15 protein-coding genes are annotated in these 19,093 nt (G+C 45.7%); 11 read left to right on the top strand and 4 right to left on the bottom strand.

Going from position 1 to position 19,093, the window contains the following annotated elements; translation table 11 throughout:
- The first annotated feature begins 317 nt into the window (after positions 1–317).
- The 4 genes from MKX41_RS23375 to pgmB all read left to right on the top strand — a co-directional run bounded on the left by MKX41_RS23375 (position 318) and on the right by pgmB (position 7,138).
- Positions 318–1,742, top strand: a complete 1,425-nt coding sequence (locus MKX41_RS23375) for an ABC transporter substrate-binding protein (protein WP_076285069.1) — start codon at positions 318–320, stop codon at positions 1,740–1,742.
- Positions 1,743–1,878: 136 nt separating this feature from the next.
- Positions 1,879–2,967, top strand: a complete 1,089-nt coding sequence (locus MKX41_RS23370) for a carbohydrate ABC transporter permease (protein WP_340975036.1) — start codon at positions 1,879–1,881, stop codon at positions 2,965–2,967.
- Entirely contained in the window at positions 2,967–4,058 is a 1,092-nt protein-coding gene (locus MKX41_RS23365) for a carbohydrate ABC transporter permease (protein WP_094868352.1), read from the top strand. The genes MKX41_RS23370 and MKX41_RS23365 overlap by 1 nt, the downstream gene beginning before the upstream one ends.
- A 74-nt stretch (positions 4,059–4,132) precedes the next feature.
- Positions 4,133–7,138 carry a beta-phosphoglucomutase gene (pgmB, locus tag MKX41_RS23360; RefSeq protein WP_340973351.1) on the top strand — a complete coding sequence of 1,002 codons (3,006 nt, stop codon included), beginning with the start codon at positions 4,133–4,135 and terminating at the stop codon, positions 7,136–7,138.
- A gap of 70 nt (positions 7,139–7,208) precedes the next feature.
- On the opposite strand, the gene MKX41_RS23355 is transcribed toward pgmB, so the two are convergent.
- Genes MKX41_RS23355 through MKX41_RS23345 form a run of 3 tightly spaced genes read right to left on the bottom strand, consistent with a single transcriptional unit; the run spans position 7,209 to position 10,505 of the window.
- Complete coding sequence (locus tag MKX41_RS23355) at positions 7,209–8,600, bottom strand: aldehyde dehydrogenase (protein WP_340973349.1); 1,392 nt, start codon at positions 8,598–8,600, stop codon at positions 7,209–7,211.
- Positions 8,601–8,631: 31 nt separating this feature from the next.
- Positions 8,632–9,606, bottom strand: a complete 975-nt coding sequence (locus MKX41_RS23350; protein WP_340973348.1) for an aldo/keto reductase — start codon at positions 9,604–9,606, stop codon at positions 8,632–8,634.
- A gap of 2 nt (positions 9,607–9,608) precedes the next feature.
- Positions 9,609–10,505, bottom strand: a complete 897-nt coding sequence (locus MKX41_RS23345; RefSeq protein ID WP_340973347.1) for a LysR family transcriptional regulator — start codon at positions 10,503–10,505, stop codon at positions 9,609–9,611.
- 96 nt (positions 10,506–10,601) lie between these two features.
- Between MKX41_RS23345 and MKX41_RS23340 the strand changes: the two genes are divergently transcribed.
- Positions 10,602–11,489 (top strand): DMT family transporter, encoded by an 888-nt coding sequence (locus MKX41_RS23340; protein WP_339799311.1) that lies wholly within the window; start codon positions 10,602–10,604, stop codon positions 11,487–11,489.
- 114 nt (positions 11,490–11,603) lie between these two features.
- Here MKX41_RS23340 and MKX41_RS23335 read toward each other — a convergent pair whose 3' ends face one another.
- Positions 11,604–12,701: an FUSC family protein gene (locus MKX41_RS23335; RefSeq protein ID WP_340973346.1), complete on the bottom strand. Its 1,098-nt coding sequence runs from the start codon at positions 12,699–12,701 to the stop codon at positions 11,604–11,606.
- Positions 12,702–13,008: 307 nt separating this feature from the next.
- Between MKX41_RS23335 and MKX41_RS23330 the strand changes: the two genes are divergently transcribed.
- The 6 genes from MKX41_RS23330 (at position 13,009) to MKX41_RS23305 (ending at position 19,061) form a co-directional block, all read left to right on the top strand.
- Positions 13,009–14,118, top strand: a complete 1,110-nt coding sequence (locus MKX41_RS23330) for an ABC transporter ATP-binding protein (RefSeq protein WP_042194671.1) — start codon at positions 13,009–13,011, stop codon at positions 14,116–14,118.
- On the top strand, positions 14,108–14,920 hold the full coding sequence (locus tag MKX41_RS23325; RefSeq protein WP_042192705.1) for an ABC transporter permease: 813 nt from the start codon (positions 14,108–14,110) through the stop codon (positions 14,918–14,920). Before MKX41_RS23330 ends, MKX41_RS23325 begins: the two co-directional genes overlap by 11 nt.
- Positions 14,910–15,743 (top strand): ABC transporter permease, encoded by an 834-nt coding sequence (locus MKX41_RS23320; protein WP_042131492.1) that lies wholly within the window; start codon positions 14,910–14,912, stop codon positions 15,741–15,743. The genes MKX41_RS23325 and MKX41_RS23320 overlap by 11 nt, the downstream gene beginning before the upstream one ends.
- Positions 15,740–16,813 carry an ABC transporter substrate-binding protein gene (locus MKX41_RS23315; RefSeq protein WP_076284904.1) on the top strand — a complete coding sequence of 358 codons (1,074 nt, stop codon included), beginning with the start codon at positions 15,740–15,742 and terminating at the stop codon, positions 16,811–16,813. The genes MKX41_RS23320 and MKX41_RS23315 overlap by 4 nt, the downstream gene beginning before the upstream one ends.
- Before the next feature lie 209 nt (positions 16,814–17,022).
- A complete protein-coding gene (locus MKX41_RS23310; RefSeq protein WP_340973343.1) occupies positions 17,023–17,697 on the top strand; it encodes a response regulator transcription factor in 675 nt (224 codons plus the stop codon).
- Positions 17,694–19,061 carry a sensor histidine kinase gene (locus MKX41_RS23305; RefSeq protein WP_340973342.1) on the top strand — a complete coding sequence of 456 codons (1,368 nt, stop codon included), beginning with the start codon at positions 17,694–17,696 and terminating at the stop codon, positions 19,059–19,061. The genes MKX41_RS23310 and MKX41_RS23305 overlap by 4 nt, the downstream gene beginning before the upstream one ends.
- The last annotated feature ends 32 nt before the right edge of the window (positions 19,062–19,093 follow it).

The following is a 19,093-nucleotide window of genomic DNA, read 5'->3' as shown; positions in this document are numbered from 1 at the left end:
GTACCACCCTCTGAAAAGCTTTTCAAAATTCAGTGCTCGTCTTAAGCAACATTTGAATATTTGCTTAGACAATAAAAATAATTTTTACCAAAACATTTCAAATACAGATTGGAAACGCTTACTTCATGTGATACTATAACAAATGTAAGCGCTACAATTAATTGGAATTTGTGATTGGATTCTTTTTTAGTATAGATCCTTAGATTCTGAAAAGCTTTGCAAGGAGGTGATCTGCTACAAGCTGCTTATACATGCCAGGGTACCGGATGATTGAGTCAGAAGCAATCTCTAAAACCATTAAAGGGGATGTACAAAAGATGAAGAAAACCTCAGGACGTAAAAAGTCATTGGCTTTAGTGCTGTGTTTATCCTTCACTATGATGCTGAGCGCATGCGGCGGAGGCAATAACAACAATGCAGCGCCTACAGATCCACCTGCGGCGACTACCAGCCCAACAGCAGATAACACTGAGAAAGCTACAACTGCTCCTAGCACCGAGCCATCGGGATCTCCGCTAGAGCTAGCCATGAAGGGCGACTATAAAGGAACTAAAGTAACGATGTTTGGCCCCTTCGTAGATGCTGACCAAGTGAAATTTGAGAATAGTATTAAAGAGTTTGAAGAGAAGACAGGAATTGATATTCAATACGAGGGCTCAAAAGAGTTCGAAGCTACGATAAACATTCGAGTAGACGGTGGAAATGCTCCGGATATCGCTGATTTCCCGCAGCCGGGACTGCTAGCCTCGATTGCTAAGACTGGCAAGGTTATCGATTTAACTAACGTGCTGGATCAAGCCAAATTGACGGCTAATTACAACAAGAGCTGGCTTGATATGTCTAATATGGACGGGAAAGACGGCAAGATCATGGCGGGGATCTGGAACCGCAGTAACGTAAAGAGCTTGGTCTGGTATCCAAAAAAGCAATTTGATGAAGCGGGCTACAAGGTTCCTGAGACATGGGATGAGATGATGGCTCTGACGGAACAAATTGCGAAAGATGGTGATCCTGCTTGGGCTATTGGAATCGAGAGTGGTGCTGCAACAGGCTGGCCGGCAACAGACTGGGTAGAAAACATAATGCTGCGCACAACTACACCTGAGAACTACGATAAATGGGTAAAAGGTGAGCTGCCATTTACCTCTCCAGAAGTGAAGAATGCAGTTGAAACCATGTCGAAAATTTGGCTCAACAAGGATTATGTCTATGGTGGTGCAAAATCCATCGTGACGACATCGTTCGGGGATGCCCCAGCACCAATGTTCAATAATCCTCCTAAAGCATGGTTTAATATGCTCGGCAACTTTATTACAAGCTTCTTCCCTGAAACCGCAAAGGTTGATGTAGATTATGATTGGTTCTACCTGCCGCCTATTGACCCTCAATATGGTAAACCAGTACTAGTTGCTGGCGATATTTACGCGATGTTCAACGATCGTCCTGAAGTTCGTGCAGTTATGGAATTCTTTACTACAGGAGAATCCATTAAGAGCTGGGTGCAATCGGGCGGCGTAATTGCTCCAATGAATGATGCTTCCCTGGACTGGTATACCTCAGAATCCGATCGCCGGATGGCGAAGCTGGTTCAGGATGCTTCCACGCTGCGCTTTGATGGCTCTGACCTGATGCCGGGCAAAGTGGGCGCAGGTACCTTCTGGAAGGGCATGACCGACTACGTAAGTGGTACTGCGACGCTGGATCAGGCGTTGGAACAAATCCAGTCTGGCTGGAACAACTAACCTAATATTGAAAGCACACAGTTAAAAGAGGGGCAGCGAGATTTGAAGGTTCTCTGCCCCTCTTTTTGTTTTCCAAAGCGCGAGTATAGGAGGAGCTGGAGCTAATATGGGTGGACAATCACAACTACAACCACAAATGAAGCCACAATTAAAAGCCAAGCAGACGGTAAGCCTTAGGGTGGTATTGCTGTCTCTTTTAGTATTAATAGCCAATGTTGTTGTTAATGGCTCGATCTTTTTATTCTTTCGGGATTCAACGCTAAATCCGCTACTAACGGCGGTTCTGGCTGTTCTATGGGGGGTTCTGGGTGTTTATCTGATCTATTACACACTTACCTGGGCAGTCGAGCAATATCCTGATTACGTACGCCGAAAGGTATTGCCTTATATTTTTATTGGTCCGGCAGTGATTATATTGGGGTGGCTATTGGTGCTGCCTGCGCTGCGGACGCTGTATTTAAGCTTATTCAATGCTTCTTCAGAGAAATTTGTAGGTCTCAGCAACTATGCAGCGATCTTTAGCGACCATCTAATGGCGACGGCACTGCGTAACAACTTACTTTGGGTTTTCGTTGGTACACTGGCATGTGTAGCTTTTGGGCTCTTGATTGCAATTCTTGCCGACAGAAGCAGCTATGAGAAGCTAGCTAAATCGATCATTTTTATGCCGATGGCTATTTCTTTTGTAGCCGCAGGCGTTATTTGGAAGTTTGTATATTACTATCAACCCGGCGATGAACAAATTGGACTTTTGAACGCCATCGTTACTTATTTTGGGGGAGAACCACAGGCATGGACGAGTATGCTTCAGCCGTGGAATAACTTTTTCCTCATCATCATTCTGATCTGGATGCAGACCGGATTTGCGATGGTGATATTCTCGGCAGCTATTAAGGGAGTTCCTGACGACATATTGGAAGCTGCACGAGTGGATGGTGCTAATGAGGTGAAGATCTTCTTTGGAATCATGATCCCCTACATTTCAGCAACCATTCTGACTGTGACAACGACCATTATCGTCTTTACATTGAAAATATTTGACGTCGTCATGGTGATGACAGGAGGTCAATACGATACAGAGGTAGTGGCTACACAGTTTTACCGCCAATTCTTTATGTACCGGAATTTCGGTTACGGCTCCACGCTGGCTATTGTTCTGCTGATCGCGGTGTTACCTGTGATCATAATCAATCTACGTCAGTTCCGTAAGCAAGGGGGATTCTAATGGCCGGGAAAAAGAAGAGAAAAGGTAGCAAGACGATTGTTAATATCGTGCTGGGTGTGATTTGTTTCATTTGGTTGCTTCCGACCCTTGGGCTGTTCATTTCCTCCTTCCGTCCGGCTGCCGATATTCTGCAGACTGGATGGTGGAAAGCTTTCCCCCATCAGGAGTGGAAGGCTGGAGAGACCCTTCAGCTATCGAAGGATGTGGATCTGCGGGAGCCGATCGAGGTAAACGGTAAAACCTATACCGATGAGCAGCTGAAGGCAGGCGTGAAGGCCGATGGCAGTCGTTTGATGTGGGAGAACCGCAGAGCGCGTACCATAAATCAACAGGAACAAGGCTGGAAAATGACACCAGATCTCACATTGGATAACTACAATAACGTGCTCTCGGGCAAGGAATACAAACTCAAGCAAGCTGATGGCAGTGAAACGGTGCAAAAGGGTACCGGATTGTCGCAGGCCTTCTGGAATACACTGACGATTGCTGTTCCGGCGACGGTCATTCCGGTGTTGATCGCTTCTTTTGCCGCCTATGCTTTTGCTTGGCTACGTTTTCCTGGACGCCGCACGCTTTTTGTCATCATTATCGCAATGCTCGTTATTCCAATACAAGTGGCACTTATTCCAGTGCTTAAAGATTATACGGCTCTTGGGCTGAACGGAAGTTACTTGGGCATTTGGCTGGCGCATACGGCCTTTGGATTACCGCTGGTTACCTACTTTATGTATAACTTTATCAGTCAGCTTCCTAAGGATTTGTTTGAGTCAGCTTTTATGGATGGGGCGAGCCATTTCACTATTTTCAGTAGGCTGATTCTACCGTTATCTGTGCCTGCACTGGCTTCTATCGGAATCTTTCAATTCCTATGGGTGTGGAATGACTATTTAGTCTCGCTGATTTTTATCGGCAATCAACCGTCAGTGCAGGTCATGTCGATGAAGATCGCCGACTTAGTAGGCTCACGAGGCAACGACTGGCATTTACTCACCTCGGCTGCATTTATCTCCATGCTGATGCCGCTTGCGATTTTTTTCCTGCTGCAAAAGTATTTCGTCAGAGGGCTTATGGGTGGATCAATAAAAGGTTGACTTGAACATTGCAGGAATTATAAGGATAAAGTATAGCTAATTGAACAAAACTGTGTCAGGAGGAGCATAGAGAGATGAAGATGAAACCATACGTACATCCGGCTGCGGTGTATCCTTACCGGGAGTGGAGTCTTGATGAGGAGACTTATGATGAAGAGAACAATCAAAGAAGCGAAAGTGTATTTGCTCTGGGTAATGGATACATTGGCATGCGCGGTAATTTCGAGGAAGGTTACCATGGCCACTCGGGCTCATCTGTAATAGGGAACTACTTGAATGGATTTTTTGATTCCGAGCCTATTGTGTATCCAGAGGGAGCTTATGGGTATCCTTCCCGCAACCAAGCTATGCTGAACGTGACGGACGCCAAGATTATTGAACTCAGCATTGAAGGTCATACCTTTCAGTTGAACAGTGGGCAAGTGCACCGTTATGAACGGAAGCTGGATATGCGAAATGGGATCTTGCATCGGCAGGTAGAATGGGAATCTCCTGCCGGACACAGGGTACAGCTGAACATTCGTCGGATGGTGGCCATGCAGCATAAACATTTAGCGGCCATAGATTACGAGGTCAAGGCATTGAATTTTGAGGGAACCCTAACGATTACTTCATCGATCGATGGTGAGATCCAAAGGCCGGAGGTCACGGATGACCCCCGGCTGGGATCAGGGAGTAAGGAACCCAACTTGCTGCTAGTCGAAACCGGTCATGAGCTCGAGCAGTCCTTTTTGTGGATGAAACAGAGGACGCGGCATACCGGGTTTGCTCTTTTAACAGGGATTAGCCACAGTCTGAATTGTAGCTCTGGATATGAAAAGCTCCTGCGGCTAGAAAATCAGCGATTATCCATGCAATGGGTTGTACCAGTGGTGATGGGGGAAAGAATCTCTCTGACCAAGTACATTTCGTATCACACTTCTAAGGATTATATAGAAGACGAGCTGTTGAGCAGGTGCTTAGAAGTACAACGTTTGGCGGAGAATTGTGGGTTTGAGGCTCTTGTTCATGAACAACGGGCTTTTCTGGATCATTTCTGGGCACATACCGATGTAGAGATTCAGGGCGATCTTGCGCTTCAACAGGGTATCCGGTTTAATGCTTTTCAATTGCTGCAATCCGTAGGACGTGACGGGGTTACGAACATCGGGGCCAAGGGCCTGACGGGTGAAGGGTACGAAGGTCACTATTTCTGGGATACCGAGATGTATATGATACCCTTCTTTACATTTACACAGCCGGAGATTAGCCGGAAGCTACTCGAGTTTCGTTATGCTACGTTAGATAAGGCACGGGAACGGGCAGCAGTCATGTCTCAGAAGGGAGCACTGTATCCTTGGCGCACCATAGATGGGGCTGAGAACTCTTCCTATTTTCCGGCAGGAACGGCACAAATGCATATTAACGCGGACATTGCCTATGCCATTAAACAGTATGTACGGGCAACTGGCGATTATGAGTTTCTGGTCCTGGAGGGGGCGGAAATGATATTCGAGACCTCCCGCTTTTGGGTGGATCTGGGTCATTTTAATCCGGCTAGGGAGGGTGCGTTCTGTATTGACGCAGTAACGGGTCCCGATGAGTATACAGCTATCGTTAACAATAATGCATACACTAATCTTATGGTGCGGGATCAACTCTATTATGCATATGAGATAGCCAGACTGTTAGGAAAGCAGTATCCGGAGCATTTTGAACGTCTGAAGGGCAAGATTGGTCTGACTGAGGAAGAGCCTGGTGATTGGCTGGTCGCCGCAGAAAAAATGTATGTCCCTTTTGATGAGGAGCTTGGCATCTATGCTCAGGATGATACGTTTCTGACTAAGAAGAAGTGGGACTTTGAACATACGTCACCGGATAAATATCCACTTCTGCTTCATTACCATCCGTTGGTGATTTACCGCCATCAGGTGCTCAAACAGGCAGATCTGGTGATGGCCATGTTTCTGTTAGGTGATCAGTTCAGCTTGGCGGACAAGATCCGCAATTACAATTACTATGAGCCGCTAACGACACATGATTCTTCTTTGTCACCGTGCATTCACAGTATTATTTCTGCTGAGATTGGTGATTTAACGGGGGCGTACGCCTATTTTGACCGCACGGTACGGATGGATTTAGATGATATTAACCGCAATGTGAAGGACGGGCTGCATACTGCTGCTATGGCAGGATCTTGGCTGTCGATTGTGAATGGGTTTGGTGGGATGCGCTTATGTGGCGGTATGCTGTCCTTTAATCCTGCCTTGCCAGCACAATGGGACAGCTATCGGTTTAAAATAACAAGTGGTGGGCACTTATTGGATATTTATGTTGATAGTAAGGTAGTGATTTATACACTACTGACAGGTGAAGAGATTGAAATTCTACATAAAGGGAGCCTTGTGCAGTTAACTGTAAAGAAGCCGGTGACCCTTTCAAATGTGAAGCAGCTTGAAGCTGTTATTTTCGAGCTGGACGGGATTATTACCGATTCTAGTGAGTATCATTATCTGGCCTGGAAAGCCTTAGCCGATGAGCTGGCGATTTCTTTTGATAGAGAGAAGCATGTACGTCTGAAGGGCCATAGTCGAATGGAATGTTTAGAGATTCTACTGGAGGGAAGCGGTCTGAATTTACCCCAACCGGTAAAAGGAATGCTCTGCAACAAAAAGAACGAAAAGTATAAACAGCTGATTCAACAAATGACACCGGATGATTTGCACCCGGGTATCCATAGTCTTCTGACCGATTTGAAGAAAAAGCGGATCCCTGTCGGACTGGCTTCCGTTAATGAGAATGCAATGCTGATTCTTGAACGATTGAAGATCGGGCGCTTGTTTCAGGCGATTGCTGACCCTAAAAACATCCGTATGGGCAAGCCAGATCCGGAAATTTATTTACAGGTTACCGAGATGCTGGGCATATCACCTGACTGCTGCGTAGCTATCGAAGATACAGTGGAGGGGATAGCTGCCAGCAAAGCCGCTGGTATGAGGTCCGTTGGAGCCGGAAGTCCATCCTTGAAAGAGAGTGCTGAGCTATGGTTTCCTTCTACCGCGGAGTTGCATGTAGAGAAATTGGTACAGCTGTTTGAGTAGTGAAAAGTATTTCTCCCGATAAGCTTAATAAGCAACAAGCCTCCCGGTCATGGGAGGCTTGTTGTTTTGTCTACTTCAATACTTTACGCACTAGCTTGATCTTATTCCCATAGGGTGGGTACACAATCCCAAGGTCGATTCGTGTGCCTCTCTTAACGATGCTTTTGCGGTGGGAAAAGACTTCAAAGCTGTGCTTCCCGTGATAACCGCCGATTCCAGAGTTGCCTACCCCACCAAACGGCAAGCTAGCGTTCGCCACATGCGAGATCGTATCATTGATGCAGCCTCCTCCGAAAGAGACTCGGGAAAGCACCTCTTGTTCAACATTTTTATCCTCTGTGAATAGATAAAGTGCAAGTGGTTTTGGGTGCTCGTTAATACTCCGGATAGCTTCATCCAATTGATGATATTCCAATATGGGTAGGATCGGACCGAAGATCTCATCTTCCATAGAAGCGTCAGTCCAAGCCGCAGGATAGATTAGTGTAGGTTCAATATAACGTTCTTCTGAAATGACGGTTCCGCCCATAACCACCTTTTCCCGATCCCGTTCAATGAGACTGGCGAGTCTTTGCAGCTGGCGCTCATTTACGATCCGGCCATAATCTGTATTCGGCTGCGCATTTTGACCGTAGAATTCAGTAATCTGATATTTGATTTTGGTGATCAATTCATTAGCAATGTCCTTATGAACGAGCAAATAATCGGGGGCGATACAGGTTTGACCGGCATTTAATAATTTTCCCCATACGATTCGCTTCGCTGCAACATCAAGATTGGCTGATGTGTCGACAATGACCGGACTTTTCCCGCCAAGCTCTAAGGTTACAGGCACTAGATTCTTCGCAGCGGCTTCCATCACGATTTTGCCGACCGGAACACTGCCCGTGAAGAAAATATAATCAAACCTGGCATGGATCAGCAGATTGGTGGTCTCTTTCTCCCCCTGAACTACGCGAATATACTGGGGTTCGAAGGTCTCCTGAATGAGCTGCTCTATAACAGCCGTAATGGCTGGTGTGCTCTCCGATGGCTTGAGGACAGCGCAGTTTCCAGCGGCAATGGCGCCTATAAGCGGTTCGATCAGCAACTGAAATGGATAATTAAAAGGACCTATAATGAGCGCGGTACCGTAAGGTTCACTTAAGATATAACTCTTCGCAGGAAATAAGTGCAGTGGTGATCTAACCTTTACGGGCTTCGCCCAACGTCTGAGATGCTTCATCATGTAACCTAGGCTGTCCAAGGTGAAGCCAATCTCTGTGGCATAAGCCTCGAACTCACTTTTTCCTAAATCCTGTTGTAAGGCAGTGATAATACGACTCTCGTATCGTTTAATACTGTCTTTAAGTTTCTGAAGCTGACTAAGCCGAAAGGCAACCTCTTTAGTTGCGCCACGATTAAAAAAGTCCTTATGCTCTTCAAGCATCGCTTGAATGCTAGCCGTTGTATGTGTTGTCATAATACTCCCCTCCTTCATTGTAATAGCTAGATTATGGGAGCCGATAAAAAGCGAAAGGCTCGCCAAAGCGGAAGGAATCACTTGCCTCATCCAGCTTGCTCACTGTTTCTTCGTTAAGCTGAATGGAGGTACTATGCAAATTCTGTTCCAGCTGCTCCACGCGTGTAGCCCCAACAATAACTGTCGAGACGGCAGGACGATTCATGAGCCAAGCTAAGGAAAGTGCAGTAGAAGAGGCTCCCAGTTCTTCAGCGATCTGCCCCACTTTGTTCCCCAGTTCGATCCGTTCATGATTCAGGAATCTTTTGAAATTAGGATCGGTATCTGCTCTGGACCCTGAAGGTGCGGAACCGTTTGAATTATATTTGCCTGTGAGAATTCCGCCCGCCAGTGGAAAATAAGGAATAATCCCTACACCTTGATCAAGACAAAGGGAGAGAAGCTCATTCTCCGGGGTCCGATCTGCTAAGGAATAGCTACACTGAATTGAAATATATTTGGCGAAGCTCCGTGCCTCACTAATTCCAATCGCCTTCATTAATTGCCATGCTGTATAGTTGGAAGCCCCGATATAGCGTACTTTGCCCGAAGATACCATATCGTCCAGGGTCCGTAACGTCTCTTCGAGTGGCGTATTGGGATCGAAGGTGTGAATCTGGTATAGATCGACATAGTCCGTTTTTAGGCGGCGAAGACTATCTTCTAATTCCTGCATCAAATGGTGCCTCGAGGAGCCGCTTCCGTTAGGTCCGTCATGCTTAACTAAGCCTGCTTTAGTGGCGAGAACGGCCTCATGTCTTCTACTTTCCAAGGCCAAACCGATGATTCGCTCAGATTCGGAGCCGGCGTAAATATTAGCGGTATCGATAAAGTTAATGCCATGATCCAGCGCAGTATGTACGATCTGAATGGAGGTATCTTGATCTGCCCTTTTACCAAAAGCGTTTGTGCCCAGTCCCAATGCGGATACTTGTAGTCCGCTATTTCCAAGTCTTTTAAAGTTCATCTTCAGCACTCCTCATCATCCATTTTTTTAGGCTTAGTAAAAAGATCCAGAGCTGTGTCGATGAACATCTTTACAGCAATGGAAGTGTCGGTAAGCGAGCTGACTGCGATATGTATATCTCTGTAGGCGTCAGGCTGCAGTTCACGGGTTACTACATTTGGAGGTAAAGATAACAAAGATAACTCAGACATCACACCCACAGCCAGCCCCTCTTGAACCATATTAAGAGCTGTTGCATAGTTATTAACCACATATTTCACATTCAGATAGCTGCTGCTTCTGCGGAATAAATCTACCACCGGTGGTTCATAACCTGCTTTACAGATCAGCATAGGCTCACCCGCTAACTCTCTCACACCTATGACAGACCGTTTACGCAAAGGATGGTCATCTCTAATTACGGCGTACAGCTTTTCTCTATATAGTGGGATGGTTTCGAACGCCTCGCAAGGAGCGAGTAATAAGCCAACATCAATTTCTTTGGATTCCAGCCATTCTCTGACTTCGGCGATAGAGCCCTCCTGCAGGCTAATCGTAATATTCGGATATCTTTCAGTGATAGAGCTAATAATCTTCGGTAAAAAATAGGCGGAAGCCACTGGAAAAGCCCCAATTCGAATGCTTCCCTTCTCAAGCCCCCTCTCGGCGAAAATCTCCTGATTGACCTTATCAAAGCCCATTAGAATTTCACGAAAAATAACAAGGATACGCTTGCCGATGTCAGTAAGCATTAGACCGTTCCGTCGATCTCGAAGTAATAGCTTTACATCCAGTTCGGCTTCTAGAGAGGAAATTGCTCGACTGACAGCAGGTTGGGTCATATTCAGTTCTACACCAGCTTTGGTAAAACTACCGCTTTCCGCGATTTTGACGAACAAACGAATTTGATTATTGTTCATAACAAATATGATATGCCCCTTATGAGTATTATTCATTTTATTTATATTCTTAATTATTGTATCATTTGTGATGAATCTACACCAAGGAGTGAATACATGAATCAGCAGAAGAAAAGCATCATCCTTCTTATATTTTTGGTGATTGTATGGGGCATAAATTGGCCTATATCCAAAATCGCCTTAGACTACGCTCCGCCCTTATTATTTGCAGGTATCCGAACCGTCATCGGCGGATTCATTTTGATTCTAATTGCACTTCCTAAGATGAAGGAGCTTCGCTTCAAGCAGCTATGGCCGATCTATCTGACCTCGGCTATATTAAGTATCGTGTTTTATTATGGATTTCAGACAATTGGCTTGCAGTATGTACCCGCAGGATTATTCTCGTCCATTGTATTTCTGCAGCCGGTATTGCTAGGCATTTTTTCATGGCTGTGGTTAGGAGAGAGCATGTACGGGCTCAAAATGGCAGGTCTGTTGCTAGGGTTCATCGGAGTAGGCTCCCTCAGTATTGGAGGACTTAACGGAAGCATCTCTGTATGGGGAATTGTGCTTGCTTTAGCCAGTGCTTTGAGCTGGGCATTAGGAACGGTATATATGAAACGAAATGCTGTGCGCGTGGATATGCTATGGATGACCGCTATGCAAATAACGATCGGTGGTATCATTTTGCTGCTTTCGGGATCTGCTACAGAGAAGTGGTCGGATATCACCTGGAGTGGAACGTTTATAGCCGATACGCTGTTTATTGCAGTCTTTGTGATCGCTTTAGGCTGGCTGATCTATTTCAAGCTGATTAACGAGGGCGAGGCAGGGAAGGTCGGATCATTCACTTTTTTGATTCCACTGATCTCGATAGGTACTAGCGTAGTCTTTTTAAATGAGCAGATTACTTTGAATCTTGTGATTGGTCTACTGCTTATTGTTAGCAGCATTGTTCTGGTGAATGTGAGGATAGGACGTGCCGCGAAGCAGTCGGTTTAGTTGATTTATGTGGTGATTGTAGTAATCAGGGGCGTATGAGGGCATATTGATGAATAGGCAAGCATAAACGCCTTCGGCATCCTTATATTTGAACAAAAGGGACACTCCCGAAGCTTATAGCTTCTGGGAGAGTCCCTTTTTAATAAAACGTAAAGCGCGTGCGACTTCAGCCGTTGAGGGCCGAGTGGCTACAACATAAGTAGCAGATTTAGCCCGCTCTACTTCCTCCAACACCCGGTTTAAGTGACTGAAGACCGCACCAAGATCACGAATGCTTGATAGCGAACAATTCCCTTGTAGTTCAGAGAAACTAGCCAGTTGCAGGTCTCGAGCGTGCTCTATACAATCGGCAAGAGAACGTTGGCACTCGGCGTCTGATAAAGTTCTGGTTCCATAAAGCGCAATACAATCTGCAGTTGCTTCCAACACTTCCTTCATCCAGTCAGAAGAGGCATGATGCGCGGGTAGAAGGCGAATTTCGTCTGCAATTTCTTGGACGTAAGAATGAATGCTCTTCAGATGTGAAGTAGCTTGTATGAGTCCCTTCAGTTCACCACGGCACTGATAATGTGTGAGGGTATAGAACATTTCTTTCTGTTCCCGGCTGCTATTCGACAGGAGTTTACCTGCTTCCTCCAGCAAATTATCTTTCGGAGAATCACGTCTTACGCCTACAAGATCTTTTAATGCATCCGCAAGTAGAAGACTTCCTTCGAATGCCAATGCTTTTACCTTGACGAACCTGTTCGGCGGCACGATAATCATATTGATGGCCAGAGCGATCAGCACACCAATGAACGTTTCCCCTATTCTCCAAAGCACGTAGTCATTCTGGTAAAAAGTAAGAGCCAGGACGGAAGTAACACCCACCTGTGAGACAGCTTGAATGTTCATCTTACAGGCCGTAGCGATACCAATCCCGATGAGTAGAATGAGCAGGATAGAAAGTCCACCTACATCAAAAAACTGGCCAACAATTAGGCTAACGACCCCGCCAAGAATAATGCCGATCAGGCGGTAGATTCCTTTTTCTAGCGATGCTTTAACACTGGCTTGGGTGATGAGGATAGCCGCAAGGGGTGCAAAGTATAAATATTGGCTACCATATATGCTGTGTACGGCGACCCATGAAAGTGAAGCGGCCAGCGTAATTCGTATCATGTAAAGTGAGAAACCATATTTTTCAAGGCGGTCTTGTAACCCCTCGTTCATTATCATTCATCTTCTTTCGGAAAAAAATGAAAAAACTGTCTGGTCTTTCAGTTCGTTTTCATTATAACACCTTAAAAAAGGCCTGGAGGACTGGATATTTTACAAAGTTGTTAAGTTTACGCATTCCTTATCCATGTAAGCTATCGCATATAATGGTACAATCTAATATGCTATATCTATTGGAGTGTCGAATGAGAGGAGGAATTGTCGCTTATTAGCGCTGAGCATGCCCATTCGATTGTTCTCCGCGAGATGCGGGTAAAATAGTATTGTGATACTTTAGGCAGGGAGGTTGTTAGCTATAGCTATTCAGGAAGGCACCATTATTTCATTTGAAGAGGTTACCAAGCAATATGACGACGAAGATCCGGTGTTAAAAGGAGTCAGCTTTGAGATAGAGCGCGGCAAATTCTATACACTACTTGGTCCATCAGGCTGTGGTAAAACGACTATTCTACGATTGATCGCTGGGTTCGCAGAACCAACAAGCGGTTCTATCTATTTAAATGGTAAAGTGATTAACCACATTCCAGCCAATGAGCGGCAGGTCAATACGGTATTTCAGGATTACGCATTGTTTCCACACCTGAACGTATTCGAGAATGTGGCTTTCGGACTGCGCATTAAGAAGCTTAAGAAAGACGTCATCACGAAGAAGGTGCAGGAAGCGCTAAGTTTCGTTAACCTTGTGGGCTACGAGCAGCGTGCCATTAACGAAATGTCCGGTGGTCAACGTCAGCGCGTGGCTATTGCTCGTGCGATTGTGAATGAGCCGCAGGTTCTTTTGCTGGACGAGCCGCTATCTGCGCTCGATCTGAAGCTGCGAACAGAGATGCAGTACATACTGCGTGAAATGCAGCAACGACTTGGCATTACCTTTATTTTTGTTACACATGACCAGGAAGAGGCACTCGCGATGTCCGACTGGATTTTTGTCATGAACAAAGGAAAAATCGAACAAAGCGGAACACCTAATGATATCTATGATGAGCCAATTAACCGTTTCGTGGCTGATTTTATTGGCGAGTCCAACATTGTTCCGGGTGTTATGATTGAAGACTATCTGGTAGAGTTTAATGGGCGCCGCTTTGAATGTTTTGATGCTGGTCTTAAACCAAACGAATCTGTGGAGATTGTTATACGCCCCGAGGATTTGGAAATTTCAACGCTGGAACAGGGTAAGCTACGTGTGCGAGTGGATTCCCAGTTGTTCCGGGGTGTCCACTATGAAATCAGTTGTTATGATGAATCCGGACATGAATGGCTTGTGCATTCTACACGTAAGGCTACGGTAGGTAGTGAAATTGGCCTTTATTTTGATCCGGAAGCGATTCATGTTATGCGTTTTGGTGAAACGGAGGAAGAGTTCGACAAACGTCTGGAAGCTTACGGCGAGGTGGAGAGTCATGAAGAATAAGGGCAGATCGTATTATCTCATCCCTTATTACCTGTGGATCGCCTTGTTTGTAATCGCACCAGTGCTGCTTGTCATCTATTATTCTCTATTTGATCTGGATGGGCATCTTACGCTAGATAACTACGTGAACTTCTTTACACCTGTGTACTTAAAAATGACGCTGACCTCATTCTGGTATGCGTTTTTGATTACAGCATTCTCTTTGCTGGTCGCCTATCCGGCGGCATATCTGTTGACGAGAACGAAGCATAAGCAGCTATGGTTATTGCTGATAATTTTACCAACATGGATTAATTTGCTGCTAAAAACTTACGCTTTTATCGGCATATTTGGTACGTTCGGACCAATCAACAATTTCTTTGATCTGCTTGGAATCGGAGAACAGCAAATTTTGTTTACAGGCTTCAGCTTTGTATTTGTATCTGTGTATATCTTCATCCCATTCATGATCTTGCCGATCTACAGCGCTTTGGAGGATCTTAATTTATCCTTGCTGGATGCGGCACGTGATCTGGGTGCTTCAGGCTGGACGACGTTCCGGCGCGTTATTTTTCCATTGACCATTTCGGGTGTACGTTCCGGATGTATGGCGGTATTCATACCAGCGCTGTCCCTGTTTATGATTACTCGTCTGATTGCAGGCAACAGGGTCATTACACTCGGTACTGCGATTGAGCAGCATTTTCTGGTCACACAGGACTGGGGCATGGGCTCCACGGTTGCAGTGTTTCTGATTGCTATTATGGCGCTGTTCATGATTATTACCGGCGGATCGCGGAAAGGGGTGCGGAATGAGAAATAAAAACGGTTTCTCCAATCTGTACCTAGTGCTAGTGTTCGCTGTTCTGTATGCGCCAATCTTCTATCTGATGTACTATTCGTTCAACAGCGGGGGGACGATGCACAAGTTCGAGGGCTTTACGCTGGATTACTACCGTGAGGTCCTTCAGGATACCCGTCTGATTATCATCATGATCAACACGCTTGTAATCGCGCTTCTGTCCTCGGCTATCGCCACGCTTATCGCTATTATTGGTGCACTGGCCATTAAGAGTGTACAGAACCGCCGTGCTAAAAACACCTTGTTATCTCTGAACAACGTGTTGATCGTTAGTCCGGATGTCATTATCGGTGCATCGTTCCTGATCCTGTTCACCATTGCAGGCATCAAGCTTGGCTTCGTGTCCGTCCTGCTTTCGCATGTCGCGTTCAGTGTACCGATTGCCGTGTTGATGATTCTGCCGCATTTACAGGATATGAGTCCTTCACTGACGGATGCCGCACGTGACCTCGGCGCAAGCCGCAAGGATGTTCTGACTAAGGTTATTCTGCCGATTATCAAACCGGGGATCTTTAGTGGATTCTTCATGGCACTTACGTATTCACTGGATGACTTTGCAGTTACGTTCTTCGTAACGGGTAATGGTTATTCGACGCTATCGGTTGAGATTTATTCCAGAGCTCGGCAAGGGGTGTCGTTATCCATTAATGCGCTATCGACACTGATCTTCCTGTTCACGATACTGCTCGTTGTCGGTTATTACTTCCTGACCCTTAAGAAGAACCGTCAGAATACCTCGGAAGCTGTGGCGGAGCCAGTGGCGGAAGCGGGGGTGCCTAGATGAAACAGCTGGTAAATGCTTTTTTGGCGATCATGATCACGGCATTCGCTCTAATGTACTTGGGCTCCTGGATGAACTCGAGAGAGGGCTATTCCGGTGGGAATACACTGACTATCTATAACTGGGGCGACTATGTCGATCCTGATCTGTTGAAGGAATTTGAAAAAGAGACCGGATTAACGGTCATTTACCAAACTTTTGACTCTAATGAAGCTATGCTAACTAAAGTGGAGCAGGGTGGAACTACTTTTGATGTCGTAATTCCTTCGGATTACGCCATTGCTAAGATGAAAGAAGAAAATTTGCTCATACCGCTGGATCATAGCAAGGTTCCGAATCTAAAGAATATTGATCCGCGGTTTATGGACCTTTCCTTCGATCCTGGCAACAAGTATTCCGTGCCTTACTTCTGGGGAACCGTCGGAATTATCTTCAATCCGGAGATGACCAAAGGGATGGATTTCACCAGCTGGGATTCCCTCTGGGACAGCAGGCTGAAGAACAACATTTTCTTGGTGGATGGAGCACGTGAAGTGATGGGTATGGCTTTGAACAGCCTGCACTATTCCGTTAATGATCGGGATGAGGCTCACCTGCAAGAAGCGCTGACCAAGCTGAATAGGCTGTCTCCTAACGTTAAGGCGATTGTCGGAGATGAGATCAAGATGCTGCTTGCCAATGAAGAGGCTGCTGTTGGGATTGTGTGGTCCGGTGATGCTTCTGAGATCATGGATGAGAATGATAAATTGGATTATGTAGTGCCTGAGGAAGGCTCGAACAAGTGGTTTGATAACATGGTCATTCCACGAACTGCGGATAATGTGGATGGAGCTCATAAGTTCATTAACTTCATGCTTCGCCCAGATGTAGCGGCTAAGAATGCAGAATACGTAGGTTATTCCACACCTAACATCCCTGCGCTGGAGCTACTTCCGAAGGAAACTTCCGAGGATACCCGTTTCTACCCGCCTGCTGAGATTACGGATCGGCTTGAGGTGTATGATAATCTTGGCAAACGGATGCTTGCTCATTACAATGAGCTCTTCCTGAAGTTTAAGATGAATAAAAAGTAAGTCGTTTGGAGGTAAAGTCAAACGACTTCAAGAGCGTCTACATGCGGATTACCGTGTTAGACGCTCTTTTTTGAAAGATAAGAAAGTATAAGTTTTGCGCTTTCGTGAAACGATCATCACCCTTTAAATGATGCCGAAGGCGTTCCTTCTTGGCTGGAAGTATATTGTAGTATAATGGCTAGGATGGATAACAGGAAAAGAGGGTACGAATGCCTACTATACTAGTTGCTGACGACGACGCGAACATTCGCGAACTCGTCTGTTTATTTCTACGTAACGACGGATTTGATACAGCCGAAGCTGCAGACGGCAAAGAAGCGTTAGCCGTTTACGCCTCAAAGCAGGTTGATCTTGTTGTACTCGATATCATGATGCCGATTATGGATGGGTGGACGTTATGTAAAGAGCTCCGAAAAGCCAATCCGGATCTTCCCTTACTTATGCTAACTGCGAGAGGTGAAACCTGGGAGAAGGTGAAGGGCTTCGAACTGGGGACAGACGATTATTTGACGAAGCCATTCGATCCGCTGGAGTTGACGGTTCGTGTTAGATCCTTATTGAAGCGATACAAGATTGGTTCCACTCAGACGATCCAGTTCGGCAACGTCGTCCTTGATCGGCAAACCTATAAGGTGATGAGAGGAACAGAGTCATTCACGTTGCCACTCAAGGAGTTCGAATTGCTGTATAAGCTCGCTGGAACACCCGGACAAGTCTATACGCGCGAGCAGTTAATCGATCAGATTTGGGGGATTGATTACGCTGGAGACGATCGAACGATAGATGTGCATATCAAACGTCTGCGCGAACGGTTCGCGTCTACATCTGATTTTCGCATTGAGACGGTCCGTGGACTTGGCTACCGGCTTGAGGTATATGAATGATCAAATCGTTATATACACGTGTTGTTCTGACCTTTCTAGTCTCCGTGATCGGAGGCACACTGATTTCTCTATTTGTGACAACCTGGGTATTTCAAGATAAATTAAACGAAAACCTGCGAATTCCCTTACTTCGCTTTGGTCAGGACATCGCCCGGATATACGAAACCTTACCATCACGTGAAGCGGATGTTCTTATAAGTGGAATGAAGCAGCTTGATTCCTACCATATTCGAATTTACGATGAGAACGGTCAGTTTGAGTCTTACGGAGTGCTTAATGGAGAGAGCCCTGTTACCGTGACTAGGGAGCAACTGAAGAAAGTATTGGCTGGTGAAGCTGTTCAAGTTAAACCGAGTATAGGTTCTTCCAACCTCTTAGGACTACCTTTGAAAACTGAAATGGGAACGAAGGCGATGTTTGTGGAGCCGATTGTGCCTCCTACTTTGTCTTCTACGAGGAATCTGCTATTTAATTTTTTGGCGTATTCGTTAATAACGGGAAGCGTATTGATACTGGTCGCTTCTATGTTCTTAGTGAGACCGATCAAAAGGCTTACAAAGGCAACTAGGCGTATAGCAACTGGGGATTTTAATGTCGAATTGAATATTAAGCAGATGGGTGAGCTAGGTACCTTGGCTAATAGCTTCGAGGAAATGATGCACGATCTGCAGCACCTTGAGCAAATGCGTAGGGAGTTCGTAACGAATGTGTCGCATGAGGTTCAGTCTCCGCTTACCTCGATATCTGGTTATGCTATTGCGCTCAAGAAAGTAGCCCTCACAGAGGATGAACGGAATCGTTATCTCGACATTATTATTGCTGAAGCGGAGCGGATGTCCAAGATGAGCGATAGTTTGTTAAAGCTGAGCTTGCTTGAATCGCAATCCCAACAACTGCGGCTTATCACGTTCAGTCTTGACGAACAGATCAGACGTGTAATCGTGGCGATACAGCCCCAATGGTCGGCACGCAACATTAGTTTTGAACTTGATTTGAAATCAGTAATCGTATGGGCAGACCATGATCTGTTAAGTCAGGTGTGGACGAATCTCCTTGGAAATAGCATCAAGTTCTCCAAGGATGACAGTGTGATTAACGTCAGCATCAAACAAGATTTGGACAATGTAATCGTCCGAATATCCGACACTGGCATTGGTATTTCTCCCGAGGACCAAGAACGTATATTTGAACGCTTCTTTAAAGCTGATCGTTCTCACAGTCGCAAGTATGGCGGTAGCGGGATGGGACTAGCCATTGTTAAACAGATCGTATCACTTCATAAAGGGGATATCCGAGTGGAAAGCGAACCTGGCCAAGGAACGACCTTCATCGTCACCTTACCAATTATAGTGCCGACAGAATAATTATCGTTCAAGGATATTTTGCGAGGGGTTGA

Origin of the sequence: Paenibacillus sp. FSL R5-0475 (genome assembly GCF_038004585.1) — a bacterium.
Lineage (GTDB): Bacteria > Bacillota > Bacilli > Paenibacillales > Paenibacillaceae > Paenibacillus_AQ.
Note: the sequence above shows the minus strand (reverse complement) of the source record. Positions and strands in the feature narration are given on the sequence as shown.

Bases quoted from the DNA above. Each gene is read 5' to 3' on its own strand.
- MKX41_RS23375 (WP_076285069.1), top strand. From the start codon at position 318: ATGAAGAAAACCTCAGGACGTAAAAAGTCATTGGCTTTAGTGCTGTGT.
- MKX41_RS23370 (WP_340975036.1), top strand. From the start codon at position 1,879: ATGAAGCCACAATTAAAAGCCAAGCAGACGGTAAGCCTTAGGGTGGTA.
- MKX41_RS23365 (WP_094868352.1), top strand. From the start codon at position 2,967: ATGGCCGGGAAAAAGAAGAGAAAAGGTAGCAAGACGATTGTTAATATC.
- pgmB (WP_340973351.1), top strand. From the start codon at position 4,133: ATGAAGATGAAACCATACGTACATCCGGCTGCGGTGTATCCTTACCGG.
- MKX41_RS23355 (WP_340973349.1), bottom strand. From the start codon at position 8,600: ATGACAACACATACAACGGCTAGCATTCAAGCGATGCTTGAAGAGCAT.
- MKX41_RS23350 (WP_340973348.1), bottom strand. From the start codon at position 9,606: ATGAACTTTAAAAGACTTGGAAATAGCGGACTACAAGTATCCGCATTG.
- MKX41_RS23345 (WP_340973347.1), bottom strand. From the start codon at position 10,505: ATGAACAATAATCAAATTCGTTTGTTCGTCAAAATCGCGGAAAGCGGT.
- MKX41_RS23340 (WP_339799311.1), top strand. From the start codon at position 10,602: ATGAATCAGCAGAAGAAAAGCATCATCCTTCTTATATTTTTGGTGATT.
- MKX41_RS23335 (WP_340973346.1), bottom strand. From the start codon at position 12,701: ATGAACGAGGGGTTACAAGACCGCCTTGAAAAATATGGTTTCTCACTT.
- MKX41_RS23325 (WP_042192705.1), top strand. From the start codon at position 14,108: ATGAAGAATAAGGGCAGATCGTATTATCTCATCCCTTATTACCTGTGG.
- MKX41_RS23320 (WP_042131492.1), top strand. From the start codon at position 14,910: ATGAGAAATAAAAACGGTTTCTCCAATCTGTACCTAGTGCTAGTGTTC.
- MKX41_RS23315 (WP_076284904.1), top strand. From the start codon at position 15,740: ATGAAACAGCTGGTAAATGCTTTTTTGGCGATCATGATCACGGCATTC.
- MKX41_RS23310 (WP_340973343.1), top strand. From the start codon at position 17,023: ATGCCTACTATACTAGTTGCTGACGACGACGCGAACATTCGCGAACTC.
- MKX41_RS23305 (WP_340973342.1), top strand. From the start codon at position 17,694: ATGATCAAATCGTTATATACACGTGTTGTTCTGACCTTTCTAGTCTCC.